Here is an 11,894-nt window from a genome sequence, read left to right as displayed (position 1 = left end):
AGTAAGAACGCGGAGTGGCTTTTTCGGAAGCTGTTCCGCGTTCTTACTTTACTCCGGAGCAGCAGTTGCTTCGTATGTGGCTACGGCCGCTGTATCTTACTACTTTCTACTACCTACTTATGCGCGTTTTACTTTTCGCAACTGCTTTGCTGGCAGCTGAATTAGGCTGGGCAACACCTGGTTTTGCCCAGACGACTACTGCGGCGGCCGTGCCGGCCGCCACCTGGAGCAGTAGCCTGGAGGCGGCCATGCAGCAGGCCAAAGCCACCAACCGGCCCGTGCTGGCTATTTTTTCGGGCTCCGATTGGTGCAAGCCCTGCATTATGCTGAAGCAGGAGGTGTTTGATAAGCCTGCCTTCGAGCAGTTCGCCCGCGACAAGTTTGTGCTGGCTCATTTCGATTTCCCGCGCAGCAAGAAGAACAAGCTGTCGGCCGATCAAACCAGGCAGAATGAACTGGCAGCGTCCAAACTCAACCAAGAGGGCTCCTTTCCACTGGTGGTCCTGATTTCGCCCGAGGGCAAGATTTTGGCCAAAACCGGCTACCGGCCTGGTGGCGAGGCCGCCTACGAAGCGCACCTCACGTCCCTGCTGACCCGCAAATAGGGCGTTTATTTTACCCGACGCTGCCCAACTTAAGCACCGACCTGTTTCCTTCGGGTCTGACTACACCATTTTCTATGCCTGCCGCCCCGTTGCTGCGCTTTTTCTGGCTGCTGGCGCTGTTGCTGCCGTGGCGGCCCATGAGCGCGGCCGCTCAGCTGCGCAATTTCAGCAAGCAAGCCCAACTTATGGGCTCGCACTTCACCTACACGGTGGTAGCCGACAACGACACGCTGGGCTGGACCGCCCTGAACGCCGCCATCAGCGAAACCCGCCGCATCGACCGGCTCATGTCGTTCTGGGATTCTACCTCTCAAATAACCCAGATCAACCGCGCCGCCGGCCTGTGGCCCGTGGTGGTGGATCAGGAAGTGTATGAGCTGATTGAGCGCACCCTGCGAATTTCGGCTTTGAGCGGCGGCGCCTTCGACATCACGTTCGCCTCGGCCGATAAAATCTACCGCTTCGACCGGCAGGAGCACGCGTTGCCGCCCGAAGCCGTGCGCCGCGCCGCTGTGGCCCGCATCAACTACCGCCACGTGCTGCTCGACCCCACCCGGCGCACCGTTATGCTTCAGGAAAAGGGCATGCGCATCAACCTGGCCGGGGTGCTGCAGGGCTACGGCATCCGACGGGCCCGGCAGGTGCTCGATAAGCTGGGCGTAAAAGGCGGTCTGCTCAACGGCTCGGGCGATATTCTGTGCTGGGGCCGGCAGGCCGACGGCTCGCTCTGGCGCGTGGCCATCGGCAACCCCGACCACCCCGGCAGCATTTCGAGCTGGGTACAGGTAACCGATGTGGCCGTGGTAACGGCCGGCAACTACGAGCAATACTTTACGTCGGGCGGCAAGGTGTACGGCCACATCATCAACCCCGCCACCGGCCTGCCCGCCACCGGCCTGCGCTCGGTCACCATCATCTGTTCCGATGTGGAGCTGGCCGACTGCCTCGATGAGGTGGTGTTCGTGAAGGGACCCGTGGAGGGGCTGGCCTTCATCAACCAGCTCAAAGGCGTAGACTGCACCCTGATTACCGACGACAACCGCACGCTGGTTTCCAAAAAAATGCAGATCAATTACTACCGCAACAGCACCCCGGTGCCGGCAACCAAACAACCGTAGCCGGGTAATTTACCGTACATTTTCCGTCGCTTCGCCCTCACGTTTTCTGCTACTTGCTCATGCCGGATATTCCAGCTTTTATTTGCCTGCGCCGCCCGATAATTGGGCTGGCCGGTTTGCTGATGGCGGCGGGCAGCCTTGGGGGCTGCGTATCGGTGGCAGCCTACCAGAAGGTGTACCTCAACGATGAAGATATGAAGCTATCCAACAAGCGAATAGAGGTGTACGAGACCAACTTCGAGTCGTACCGCGAAGGAGCCGGCGGAGCCAACGGCGGCAAAGTTGGCGGCGGTTGCGGCTGTAATTAAAGCAGTTAGCTCACTACGCTAAGGTTGGTTTTTCGGAGGTACGCTTTTCGCTTTTTGTATGCGTTGGACTTGGACTAGGATGGTTTTTTTTCGGCAGTTGAGTATAGCGGCCTGTGGGGTATTGCTCCCCGCGCTGGTCTGGGCACAGGGGGGCGCTACGCCCAACCGCATCGATGGCTCCGGGGTGCCACTCCGCCTCCAGGCCACTGCGCCTGGCACTACGGTGGGCGAAACCGAAATCAATATTCTGGGGAGCTACTACCAACAGGACGGCACGCATGGGGCCGTGCAGGGCGGGCGCGGCACCGAATACCTCACCGATGTTACCCCCACCATCATCCTCAACATCCCGCTCGATACGGTCAGCCGGCTCACGGCCAACATCGGTGCCGACTTTTACGCCTCCGCCTCTACCGACCGTATTGATGGCGTGGAAGGCCTTTTCCTCTCCACCCCTTCGGCCCGCGACACGCGCCTGCACGCCGATTTCGGCTACTCGCGCGAGAACAAGGCTAAGCGGCGCATTATCGGGCTGGGAGCCGGTGTATCGACTGAATATGATTACTTCTCGGTGAACGTGGCGGGCTCCTGGTCCAAGAGCTCCCGCGACGGTAACCGCGAGTTCAGCGCCGCCGGGCAAGTGTACCTCGATAGAGCCACCCTTATTTACCCCACCGAGCTGCGCACCGGCCAGCAACTCGTGCCCACCGATAAGCGCCAGAGCTACAATTTGTCGCTGGTGTACTCGCAGGTAATCAGCCAGCGGCTGCAGCTAGCGGTCAGCACCGAGCTGGTGTACCAGCGAGGGCTGCTGAGCACATCCTTCCACCGGGTGTATTTCCGCGAGCCGGGCAATGTGGCCCCCAAGGTAGAGCAGCTGCCGCAGCGCCGCTTTAAGTATCCGGTGGCGCTACGCGTGAGCTACTTCGCTTCCGACTTTGTGCAGCTGCGGGGCTTCTACCGCTTCTACAACGATAATTTCGGCATCACGGCCCACACCTTTGAGCTGGAAACGCCACTGAAAGTAACGCCTTTCTTTGTGCTCTACCCCTTCTACCGCTACCACACCCAAACGGCGGCCAGGTACTTCGCCCCTTACGCCCAGCATTCCAGCACCAGCGAGTTCTACACCTCCGACTACGACCTGTCAGATTTCTCGGCCAATAAGCTCGGACTGGGGCTGCGCTATTCGCCGGTATACGGCATCAGCCGCTTCAAAACGCCCTTCGGCAACGGCCAGGGCGGCCGCAAAGTGGCTAAGTTCAAGTCGCTCGATGTACGCTACGCCTACTACCAGCGCAACAACAACTTCAACGCCAACCTCATTAGCTTCGACCTGGCCTTCACGATGCCATAAGGAAGCAGTGAGTGGTAGCCAACGGAATTTCCAGGCTAACGATACTCTCTGCTGAAGCTGTTTAGCAAGTAGTTGCTGCTTCCAGGGCCGTCATCCTTAATACAAGACAAAACGCCGCCGGAATAGCTCCGGCGCGCTTTGCATTATATCTAACAGGGCACTAAATACTCGTGCAGCGGTACAGGTAGCTTGCTTTTTGCGCAGTCATTTACCCGTCCGAACAGAGACTACTGGCTATCTGCCAGAGGCTCCCAGCTTAACCTTACTCAGCAATAACTACCGCTCGTTTCAGGGCCTTGGAGAATGCCAGGCGCCGCTCTCGGCCATCGGCCGAGGGGTAGTCGAAGCCAATGGCCCGGCTGTCGGCTTTCACCGATGACCACGATTGGGCGTCCACGTTTTCGGGTTGAACAGCCGCCTTTGGTACGGCCGGCTGCACAAACCGGTCGTCGCGGAAGAAGCTGTTCATGCCCTGCAGAATGGCAATTTCCTTGTCGCGCACGGTGGCCGTCTGCGGGTCGGTCATGTCCTGGTCGCGGATGAGGGCGGTGGCTGGCATCACCTCCTGCCGCAGCGTGTCGCCGGTACTGCTGAGGATGATAAAGTAGGCCCGCGAAGTAGCAATTTTAGGCCCGCGCAGCTGCAGCACAAAGGAATCCTTATCCTTGGTCGACGAGAAGTTATGACTGGCGTTTACTGTGCGCAGCACGGTACGCTCGCTCACCCGGCCGCGGTTAGCCTCCAGGCCAGGCGTAAACTGACGGTCGGTGTTGCGGGAGGTGGCCACTTCGCGCTCCGTGTTCAAGCAAGACGACAGCTGAAGCAGACAAAAAGCTCCGGCAACAGGGATTAATAGTTTTTTCATGAGAAAACAGACACAGCAACAATTCAGCTAGACAGCCCTTATAACGGTCCCAGCCCCGAAAGTTCGGAATTTCCCCGCATTCGGCCAATTATTATACCTAAATCAATTGACTACCAACGCCCTGCCCCTACGCTTGCGGAGTTATCTGGCTGGCAGTTCACTTGTTTACGAAATCTGCCAGCCGATAGCCTGCTGTGGACGCATTTTTTTGGTTGAAACTCAGAATACTCCTACCTCTACGCCCAGCAGCCAGCGCGGTAGCTCGGGGTAAATGGCGGGCGCCAGATTGCTGAATGTATCGGCGAGCCGGTAGCGGCCCACCAGGGCGTAGCGGCCCGCGCCCAACCGCGTGCCCAGGCCCCAGCTCCAGCGGCGCAGGTAGGCCGGGCGTACTTCGCGCACCAGCGTCCGAGTGCCCTGTCCCTGCCCGGGCCGGTCTTCATAGCTATGGTTGCTGCTCAGCGCCCAGCTACCCCACCCGCTTACGTCGAGGTAGTGCCCTACCACGTTGCCGCGTCGCCCGAAACTCAGCCGGACAAAGGGTTCCAGCTGCAGCTGCGTAAGGTTCAGGGACTCGCGGTAGTGCGGCTGGGCCGTGGGCACCTGCTTGGCGCTGTTTTGCCGAAGCTGATAGCGCAAGTAGGCAAAGCGGGCATCCAGCCCTGCCGCCGTGGTTCCTGTTACGCGCCACTTGTTGCGCAGCCCAGCAAACAGCTCGCCCGATTGGGGGTAGCTCAGCGTGGCTCCGGGCCCGTCGGCCGCGCCCACTACGGCGGTGTAGCCTAGGTAGAGGTGTTGATAAAACGCCCGGTTGGGGCCGTAGCGCCTGGGAATGGTGTCGGTGGCGGGGTCGGCGCGCAGCAGCACCCGCTGGGCCGCTGCCAGGCGGGGACATACGGCCAGCAGCAGCAGGGCAAGCAGCTGTGGCGAAATTGGGTTGCGCCTCATCATAATCCCCCAAAGCTAGCCGTGTACCCCCGAAAGTGCACCCGTAGCGTACCGCCGGTTGGCAACTCTCGCAACGGCACCCGCAGTATGGCCCGCTGGCTTACCTCCAGCACCTCGTAGCGTATAATAAAGCCGCTGGCATCGCGCAGCTGCCAGTACAGCGGGACCGGCGGCCCGGCAGCATCGGGGTCCAAGTTGGCCAGGGACTCGGCAGCTGCCTGCAGCGGCAGCGAATAGGCGGGCACAACGGCCGCTTCGGGCCGGATGATGACACTGACGGCCGAGTCGGCGGCCACAAAATCGAAGGTGGGATCTGGCAACACAGCAGGCTGGCCGGCGGCGCTGAAGGCCGCTGCCTGGGGCAGACCGTAGCCATGGGCATAGTCGAAATATGGGTGGAGCTGCCCGGCCTGCTGCAGCCGGGCAAACAGCGCCATTACAGGCAAATCGCGCTGCTGCTGCCAGGCGCAGGCCGCAAAGCCCGCCACCAGCGGGCTGGCAAAAGAGGTGCCTTCGGCCCGCTCGAAGCCGCCTGGCACGGCCGTTATGGCCACTCCAAAGGCCGCCACATTGGGCTTGAGCCGCCCGCCCGCCGCGGGCCCGTAGCTGCTGAAAGGCAGGTGCAGAAAAGTATCGGGGTCGAGGCCGCCCACGGTCAGCACCGAGTCGGCATCAGCGGGAGTGCCAACGGTCCGCCACGTGGGGTCGTCACCGTCATTACCGGCCGCATTCACCACCAGCATGCCCTTGCGCACGGCCATTGCGGCGGCCCGGGCCACCAGGCTGGTACGCCCGTTCATCTGTTCCGGAAAGTAGCGGCGGTCGGTGTAGCCCAGCGAGGAGTTGATGATATCGGCTCCGTGGCGGTCGGCCCATTCGGCGGCGGCCAGCCAGGCTTCTTCCTCGGCGTACAGCTCGCGGCCCTGCTGTTCGGTGCGGGCCAACAGGAACTCGGCGGCCGGCGCCAGCCCCAGGAAGGTACTGTCGGGCAGTTGGCCGGCTAGGCACGAGAGCACCTCGGTGCCGTGGGTACCGCCCCGATATACATCGGAGGTCCGGCGCAGAAAGTCGTAGGTGGCCGCAATGGCCCGGCGGCGGTGCAGGTGCGCGAAGGCCGGATGCGTGTCGGTGACGCGGAAGCCCACGTCGAACACGGCAATACGCAGACCCTGCCCCTGCTGCCCTGCCTGCCGGAACCCGGCAGCCCCAAGCACGGCCGTTTGCCGGTGAGCCAGTGCCAAATCGGCGGGCGAGAGGGGCGCCGGCGGGCCAGCCGGCAGTGGAGAGGCTTTCAGGCGAGGGGTTCCAGTAGGCAGCAAGGGGCGCTCGGGCCAGGCCTCTACGCTGCGCACGCCGGGCAGTAGCCGCATACGGGCAGCCTGGGCAGCGGTGGCCCGGCAGGCTACGGCATTAAACCAGCGGCTAACAAGCGTAACGGAATCGGTGAGCGCACGGACCCGGGCCAGATAATCGGGGCGCACCGGGAAATCGGTACTGTCGGCGGCCGGCAGGTGCTGGCGGCGGCGGCGGGCCTGGGCAGCCGGGTCGAAATAAGCAGCTGGTTGCAGCGTCTGGCCCGCTTTGTCGCGGAACGTAACCCAATAGCGAGCGGCAGGAGCCACAATGGGCGCCGGGCGCTGCGCAGCAGCCGGCAGCCCGGCCAGCAACCCCAGCCACAAAGTCAGATGTCCACGGAACCGCAATTCTTCTCTTACCTAAATACCTGTTTCAGCTCCGAAGGTACAATAAAGCCCCGTTTGGCGAAGCACCGGCGGCATACTGGCCGACAACCAGCCCTACGGTTGAGCCGTTGTAGCGGTGTAACTGCACAGAATTATTTTTGCGGCAGTTTTATCTACTGCTTCACTGTTTTTTCATTTCTACTACTCGTATGTACTTTTCTTCCGTTTTCCCCAAAGTGCTCTGCGGAGCAGCTCTGCTCATTGGCTCAGCCAGCTGCGTATCGCAGAAACAATTTGACGCTGCTCAACGCTCATTTCAGGAGGCGGCCCAGGCCCGCGACCAGCTGCAGGTTGAGAAATCGGCCCTCGAAAATGAAAAGGCGCGTAACGAAGAATCGTTACGCAGTAATTTGCTTTCTAAAAATCAGCAGGTAAACCAGCTCAACCAAAGTCTGAGCGGGGCACAGCAGGAAAATTCTCAGCTTTCCACCGATTTGCGGACCAAGGAAGAGCGCATTGCCGAAATGCAGCGCGTGCTCGACCAGAAGGAAGCCGCCGTAAAGGCGCTACGCCAGAAAGTAGGCGACGCGCTCCTCGGTTTCAACGCCCAGGATTTGCAGGTAAACGTGAAAAACGGCAAAGTTTACGTGTCGCTTTCCGAGCAGCTGCTCTTCAAATCGGGCTCGACCAAAGTAGACCCCAAAGGCCAGGAAGCCCTCAAAAAACTGGCTGCCGCCCTCAAAGGCAACCAGGACGTGAACGTACTGGTTGAAGGCCACACCGACAATGTACCGCTGCGCGGCGTGGTGAACGGGGCGAAGGACAACTGGGATTTAAGCGTGTTGCGGGCAACTGAAATCACGCGTATTCTCACCGAATCGGGCCTTTCTGATTCGCAGGTAACCCCTTCGGGCCGGGCGCAATTTGTGCCCATTGCGGCCAACGATACCCCGGCCAACAAGGCGCTTAACCGCCGTACCGAAATTATTCTGACGCCCAAGCTCGACGAGCTGTTTCAAATTCTGGAGCAGAATTAACGGTCTTTCAGCCGATGGTTTCGATCATACCGCGGCGTATTAATTAGTCTGTGCCTTGTAGGTGGAAACTGTATCTCCCGGCAGTAAACTATCCAACTTACAGGGCCAGTAATATTCTAAAAGCAGGTAGCCTGTGTATCCGAATTAATAGCCGGACATGCAGGCTACCTGCTTTTATAGCGTCACTTTATTTATTCTCCTGACCAGACAGTTTATTGTTTTTCACGTATCGGGATTATTCCGGACGCAAAAGTACTTGTGAAATAAAAATAAACAGGCAACTTTGCAACCTCATAATTTCTCAACCCATTTATTTCTCCAATGGCAACCAACGACCTCAATAAGCTCCAGGAAATCCTCAACAGCGCCGAAGACAACCACGCGCTTCTGACCCGCATTCGTAAGCAGGCTTCTAAAATCAACAGCATGATGGAGGAAATGAACGCTATGCTGGACCCTGGCTACAAGGTTGAAAAGAAGGAGCGCAAGCCGCGCGCCGCCAGCACCACTGGCAAAGGCCCCGGCCGTCCGCGCAAAAACGCTACTGCCGAATAATATTTCCGGTAAGTGTATACCTGAAAATGCCCGGCTGCCAATGGCAGTCGGGCATTTTTGTTGCGGCGTAATTCCTACCAGCCAGGCGAGGCTGTTACAGGCCGTATTTGCTTAGCAGATATACCAGCGCGGCCATGCTGGCACCGCCGAGCTCCAGCTCGCGGCGGTTTACCTTATCGAAAGTATCGGCGGCGGTGTGGTGGATATCGAAGTAGCGCTGCGAGTCGCAGTCATAGCCAACCAGGGCCTGCACCTGGCCCTTCAGTGGGCCGATGTCGGTGCCGGCGTGGCCCTGGGCAAACTGGCCGCTGCCGTAGGGGGCAAACAGGGGCTGCCAGACTTCAATTTTGCGCACTACGGCCGGCGCGGCATCGATATTGAAGCCCCGGGGCGTAAACCCGCCGCCGTCGGACTCCATAGCGGCGAGGTGGTTTTCGTTGTTGGCCTTGGCTATTTCGGCGTATTTGATGCCGCCGCGGTTGCCGTTTTCCTCATTCATAAACAGCACGGCCCGCACGGTGCGCTCGGGGAGCAGGCCGGTGGCCTTCAGCAGGCGCAGGGCCTCCATGCTTTGCACGCAGCCCGTACCGTCGTCGTGGGCGCCCTGGCCCAGGTCCCAGGAGTCGAGGTGGCCGCCCACGGTAATGATCTGCTCGGGGTACTTCGTGCCTTTTATTTCGCCGATGACGTTGTAGCTTTTCACGTCGGGCAGGGTCTGGCAGCTCATTTCCAGTTCTACGCTCAGGTTGGAGTCGGCCTTGAGCAGCTGGCTCAGCTCATCAGCACCCTTGGTGCTGAGGGCGGCGGCGGGCACCTTTGCCACGCCCTCCTGGTAGCTCATAGTGCCGGTGTGGGGCAGGTCGTCCTGGGCCAGCGTGAGGCTGCGCACGAGCGCGCCTACGGCCCCCCGCTTCGCGGCGGCTACCGCCCCGGAGCGGCGCTGGTCGCCGGCTTCGCCGTAGGCCTGGCCCGTTTCTATATACAGCGGGTTCATGGGGCGGTTGAAGAACACAAACTTGCCCTTTACCTGCGCTTCGGGCAAAGCGGCCAGCTGGGCCAGGCTCTGCACCTCTACCACGCCGGCACGCAGCTTGCCGCCGGTACCCACCGAGCCGCCCAGCGCAACCACGTTCAGGCTCACACCCTTGCCCTTATCGGCCCGGATGGTGGCTTTTTCGGGCTTGCCGCGCACCCAATGCGGTACCATTACCTCCTGCAGATACACGCGGTCGAGGCCCAGTTTTTCCATGGTCAGCTGGCCCCACTGCACGGCCTGGGCTGCCTGAGGCGAGCCGCTGAGCCGGGCGCCAATCTGGCCGGTGAGGTAGCGCAGGTTCTCGTAGCTCTGCCCACGGGCCAGGGCCTCATCATAAATGCGGCGAATGTTAACCGAGTCGGTGGCGGTGGGAGTCTGGGCCTGGGCGGCCAGCGGAACAGCAAGCAACAGCAGCACCAGCGCAAGGGCGCGGCGGCGAAGGGCAGAAAACATCATGGAAGAAAAAAGGAGGGAAAAGAAACCGGTAGAGTGGCTAATAGAAGCATAAGCGAGCCGCCGGGTTGCAGCGTCCCGGCCCTGGCTAGTGGCTCTGCACGCCGTAGTGATGCGCAACGGCCGTGGCTGGCCGGGCGGCATCGGCTGGCAGGCGCACCTCCAGCAGGTAATCGTAGGCTTCGTCGGGGATGAGGGGCACGGGCCGGGGGGCACCCAGGGCATCCACGGTTTCGAGGATGGTGTTGGAGTGGCCCACTACCAGCACATTCTGGTTGGGGTAGTCGCGGCGGAGCCGGACGGCCAGCGCGGGCAGGTCGCGGGCATCATACAGCAGCACCGGCAGGGCGCGGGCGGCGGCCAGGGGCTGGGCCGTGGTGCGGGTGCGGGCGGTGTTGGTGCTGAAAACAGCGCTCAGGCGCGTCTGGCGCGGAATGGCAGCGGCCAGCGACTGCGCCCTCATCTGCCCTTCGGCCGTCAGGGGTGGGTCGGTGAGGCCGGGCGTGAGGTCCTTTTCGGCGTGGCGCACTACGTACACCCGGGTTTCGGGGCCGGTGGCAGTGGCTACCGGGGCGGCCTTGCGCACGCAGGCAGCCAGGGTCAGCAGCAGGCTGAAATAAAGCAGGAGCCGACGGGCAGACAGTTTGATCATGGGGAAAGAGCCGTTGAGTCCGGTCGGGCAACCGGAAGATGTGGGCGGCCGAACTCGGTTTGCATAGGCACGGGCCGCCGGTGGTTGTTTGCTCAAAGCTAAGCCAGATTCGGAACCGGGCAAGTCTGGGGTGATTGAGCAGCGCAGAAAGATTTCCCGGCGGTCTGCTGGCTTCCCTGGCCCGCCGCCCGGCCCACTGCCTTTTCCCGCCTTACCTTTCACCATCCTATTCCAGCTACCATGCTCGCCATTGAAGCCCGCCACCTGACCAAGCACTACGAAAGCCACGCGGCGGTGCAGAATGTATCGTTTCGGGTGGAAGCAGGCCAGACGCTGGTGCTGCTGGGGCCCAGCGGCTGCGGCAAAACCACGCTGCTGCGCATGCTCAACCGCCTCGTGGAACCTGATAGCGGCACGGTGCTCATCAACGGGCAAGATGTGCGAAGCCAGCCCCCGGAGCTGCTCCGCCGGGGCATGGGCTACGTGATTCAGCAGGTGGGGCTGCTGCCGCATTACACGGTGGCCGAAAACGTGGCCGTGGTGCCGCAGTTGCTGGGCCACGCCCCGGCCGCCGTGGCCGCCCGCACCGAGGAGCTGCTGCGCCGCCTGCACCTGCCGCCCGAGCGGTTCGCGAACCAATACCCCAGCCAGCTTTCCGGAGGCCAGCAGCAGCGCGTGGGCCTGGCCCGGGCCCTGGCCGCCGACCCGCCCATCATCCTGCTCGACGAACCTTTCGGCGCCCTCGACCCCATCACGCGGGCCAGCATCCGGCGCGAGTTCCGGGAGCTGCCCGAGCTGCGCCGCAAAACAATGGTGCTCGTCACCCACGATGTAACCGAGGCCTTCGAGCTGGCCGACCAGATTCTGCTGCTCGATGCCGGCCGGGTGCAGCAGCTGGGGCCGCCTCGCGAGCTGCTGCTGCGCCCTGCCAACGACTTCGTACGCCGCTTCTTCGGGGCCGAGCAGCTGGCCCTGCAGTTGCGGGCGCTGCGGCTGGCCGACGTGCTATGCGAGCTACCAGAAACCGACGTATTTGAATTGGCAAGTCTCACTAATTCAAGCAATAAGCCCCTTTCATCTACAGCATCGATACATGATACACTGGAGAAGCTGAGCCACACCCCGGTCCCGGCTTCCGGCGAGCCCACGGTGTGGGTACAGGTGGCGAAAAGCACCGTCCGGCCCCTCACCTACGCCACGCTTATGGCCGCCTTCGGTCGGGCAGTACGACGGCTGGCGGAAGGGGGGTAAAGAACGTGTAGGGGCGGGGGTTGCCCC

The 11,894-nt window shown here is 61.5% G+C and carries 12 protein-coding genes; 7 read left to right on the top strand and 5 right to left on the bottom strand.

Annotated features, from left to right (window positions below; genetic code table 11):
- Window positions 1-119: 119 nt before the first annotated feature.
- The 4 genes from D0N36_RS11205 to D0N36_RS11190 all read left to right on the top strand — a co-directional run bounded on the left by D0N36_RS11205 (window position 120) and on the right by D0N36_RS11190 (window position 3,388).
- Window positions 120-605 carry a thioredoxin family protein gene (locus D0N36_RS11205; RefSeq protein WP_190242635.1) on the top strand — a complete coding sequence of 162 codons (486 nt, stop codon included), beginning with the start codon at window positions 120-122 and terminating at the stop codon, window positions 603-605.
- Window positions 606-679: 74 nt separating this feature from the next.
- Window positions 680-1,723, top strand: coding sequence for an FAD:protein FMN transferase (locus tag D0N36_RS11200; protein ID WP_116941476.1), 1,044 nt, complete (start codon window positions 680-682; stop codon window positions 1,721-1,723).
- A 122-nt stretch (window positions 1,724-1,845) separates the two neighbouring features.
- Window positions 1,846-2,031 (top strand): DUF4266 domain-containing protein, encoded by a 186-nt coding sequence (locus D0N36_RS11195; RefSeq protein WP_317191461.1) that lies wholly within the window; start codon window positions 1,846-1,848, stop codon window positions 2,029-2,031.
- A gap of 121 nt (window positions 2,032-2,152) precedes the next feature.
- Window positions 2,153-3,388, top strand: coding sequence for a DUF3570 domain-containing protein (locus D0N36_RS11190; RefSeq protein WP_190242634.1), 1,236 nt, complete (start codon window positions 2,153-2,155; stop codon window positions 3,386-3,388).
- Between the two features lie 262 nt (window positions 3,389-3,650).
- On the opposite strand, the gene D0N36_RS11185 is transcribed toward D0N36_RS11190, so the two are convergent.
- The 3 genes from D0N36_RS11185 to D0N36_RS11175 form a co-directional block, all read right to left on the bottom strand.
- Complete coding sequence (locus D0N36_RS11185) at window positions 3,651-4,193, bottom strand: hypothetical protein (RefSeq protein ID WP_116941473.1); 543 nt, start codon at window positions 4,191-4,193, stop codon at window positions 3,651-3,653.
- Between the two features lie 279 nt (window positions 4,194-4,472).
- On the bottom strand, window positions 4,473-5,204 hold the full coding sequence (locus D0N36_RS11180) for a hypothetical protein (RefSeq protein WP_116941472.1): 732 nt from the start codon (window positions 5,202-5,204) through the stop codon (window positions 4,473-4,475).
- Window positions 5,201-6,904 (bottom strand): S8 family serine peptidase, encoded by a 1,704-nt coding sequence (locus D0N36_RS11175; RefSeq protein WP_147320839.1) that lies wholly within the window; start codon window positions 6,902-6,904, stop codon window positions 5,201-5,203. The genes D0N36_RS11180 and D0N36_RS11175 overlap by 4 nt, the downstream gene beginning before the upstream one ends.
- 188 nt (window positions 6,905-7,092) lie before the next feature.
- Between D0N36_RS11175 and D0N36_RS11170 the strand changes: the two genes are divergently transcribed.
- The gene (locus D0N36_RS11170) at window positions 7,093-7,920 is read left to right on the top strand and encodes an OmpA family protein (RefSeq protein ID WP_116941470.1); all 828 of its coding nucleotides are present in this window, start codon (window positions 7,093-7,095) and stop codon (window positions 7,918-7,920) included.
- A 321-nt stretch (window positions 7,921-8,241) separates the two neighbouring features.
- Window positions 8,242-8,475 carry a hypothetical protein gene (locus D0N36_RS11165; RefSeq protein WP_116941469.1) on the top strand — a complete coding sequence of 78 codons (234 nt, stop codon included), beginning with the start codon at window positions 8,242-8,244 and terminating at the stop codon, window positions 8,473-8,475.
- A gap of 94 nt (window positions 8,476-8,569) precedes the next feature.
- Here the strand turns inward: D0N36_RS11165 and D0N36_RS11160 are convergent, their stop codons facing one another.
- Together D0N36_RS11160 and D0N36_RS11155 are read right to left on the bottom strand one after the other, a co-directional pair.
- Complete coding sequence (locus D0N36_RS11160; RefSeq protein ID WP_242478884.1) at window positions 8,570-9,967, bottom strand: M20/M25/M40 family metallo-hydrolase; 1,398 nt, start codon at window positions 9,965-9,967, stop codon at window positions 8,570-8,572.
- A gap of 85 nt (window positions 9,968-10,052) precedes the next feature.
- Window positions 10,053-10,616 (bottom strand): phosphoglycerate mutase family protein, encoded by a 564-nt coding sequence (locus D0N36_RS11155; RefSeq protein WP_190242633.1) that lies wholly within the window; start codon window positions 10,614-10,616, stop codon window positions 10,053-10,055.
- Between the two features lie 240 nt (window positions 10,617-10,856).
- Here D0N36_RS11155 and D0N36_RS11150 point away from each other — a divergent pair, with 240 nt between their 5' ends.
- Entirely contained in the window at window positions 10,857-11,867 is a 1,011-nt protein-coding gene (locus D0N36_RS11150) for an ABC transporter ATP-binding protein (protein WP_116941467.1), read from the top strand.
- The last annotated feature ends 27 nt before the right edge of the window (window positions 11,868-11,894 follow it).

Origin of the sequence: Hymenobacter lapidiphilus (genome assembly GCF_003417065.2) — a bacterium.
GTDB lineage: Bacteria > Bacteroidota > Bacteroidia > Cytophagales > Hymenobacteraceae > Hymenobacter.
This window is presented reverse-complemented; position numbering and strand designations above follow the sequence as displayed.

What these genes read in the sequence shown, in the direction of transcription:
- D0N36_RS11180 (WP_116941472.1), bottom strand. Translation starts at nt 5,204, where the DNA reads ATGATGAGGCGCAACCCAATTTCGCCACAGCTGCTTGCCCTGCTGCTG.
- D0N36_RS11155 (WP_190242633.1), bottom strand. Translation starts at nt 10,616, where the DNA reads ATGATCAAACTGTCTGCCCGTCGGCTCCTGCTTTATTTCAGCCTGCTG.
- D0N36_RS11150 (WP_116941467.1), top strand. Translation starts at nt 10,857, where the DNA reads ATGCTCGCCATTGAAGCCCGCCACCTGACCAAGCACTACGAAAGCCAC.
- D0N36_RS11200 (WP_116941476.1), top strand. Translation starts at nt 680, where the DNA reads ATGCCTGCCGCCCCGTTGCTGCGCTTTTTCTGGCTGCTGGCGCTGTTG.
- D0N36_RS11160 (WP_242478884.1), bottom strand. Translation starts at nt 9,967, where the DNA reads ATGATGTTTTCTGCCCTTCGCCGCCGCGCCCTTGCGCTGGTGCTGCTG.
- D0N36_RS11195 (WP_317191461.1), top strand. Translation starts at nt 1,846, where the DNA reads ATGGCGGCGGGCAGCCTTGGGGGCTGCGTATCGGTGGCAGCCTACCAG.
- D0N36_RS11170 (WP_116941470.1), top strand. Translation starts at nt 7,093, where the DNA reads ATGTACTTTTCTTCCGTTTTCCCCAAAGTGCTCTGCGGAGCAGCTCTG.
- D0N36_RS11165 (WP_116941469.1), top strand. Translation starts at nt 8,242, where the DNA reads ATGGCAACCAACGACCTCAATAAGCTCCAGGAAATCCTCAACAGCGCC.
- D0N36_RS11205 (WP_190242635.1), top strand. Translation starts at nt 120, where the DNA reads ATGCGCGTTTTACTTTTCGCAACTGCTTTGCTGGCAGCTGAATTAGGC.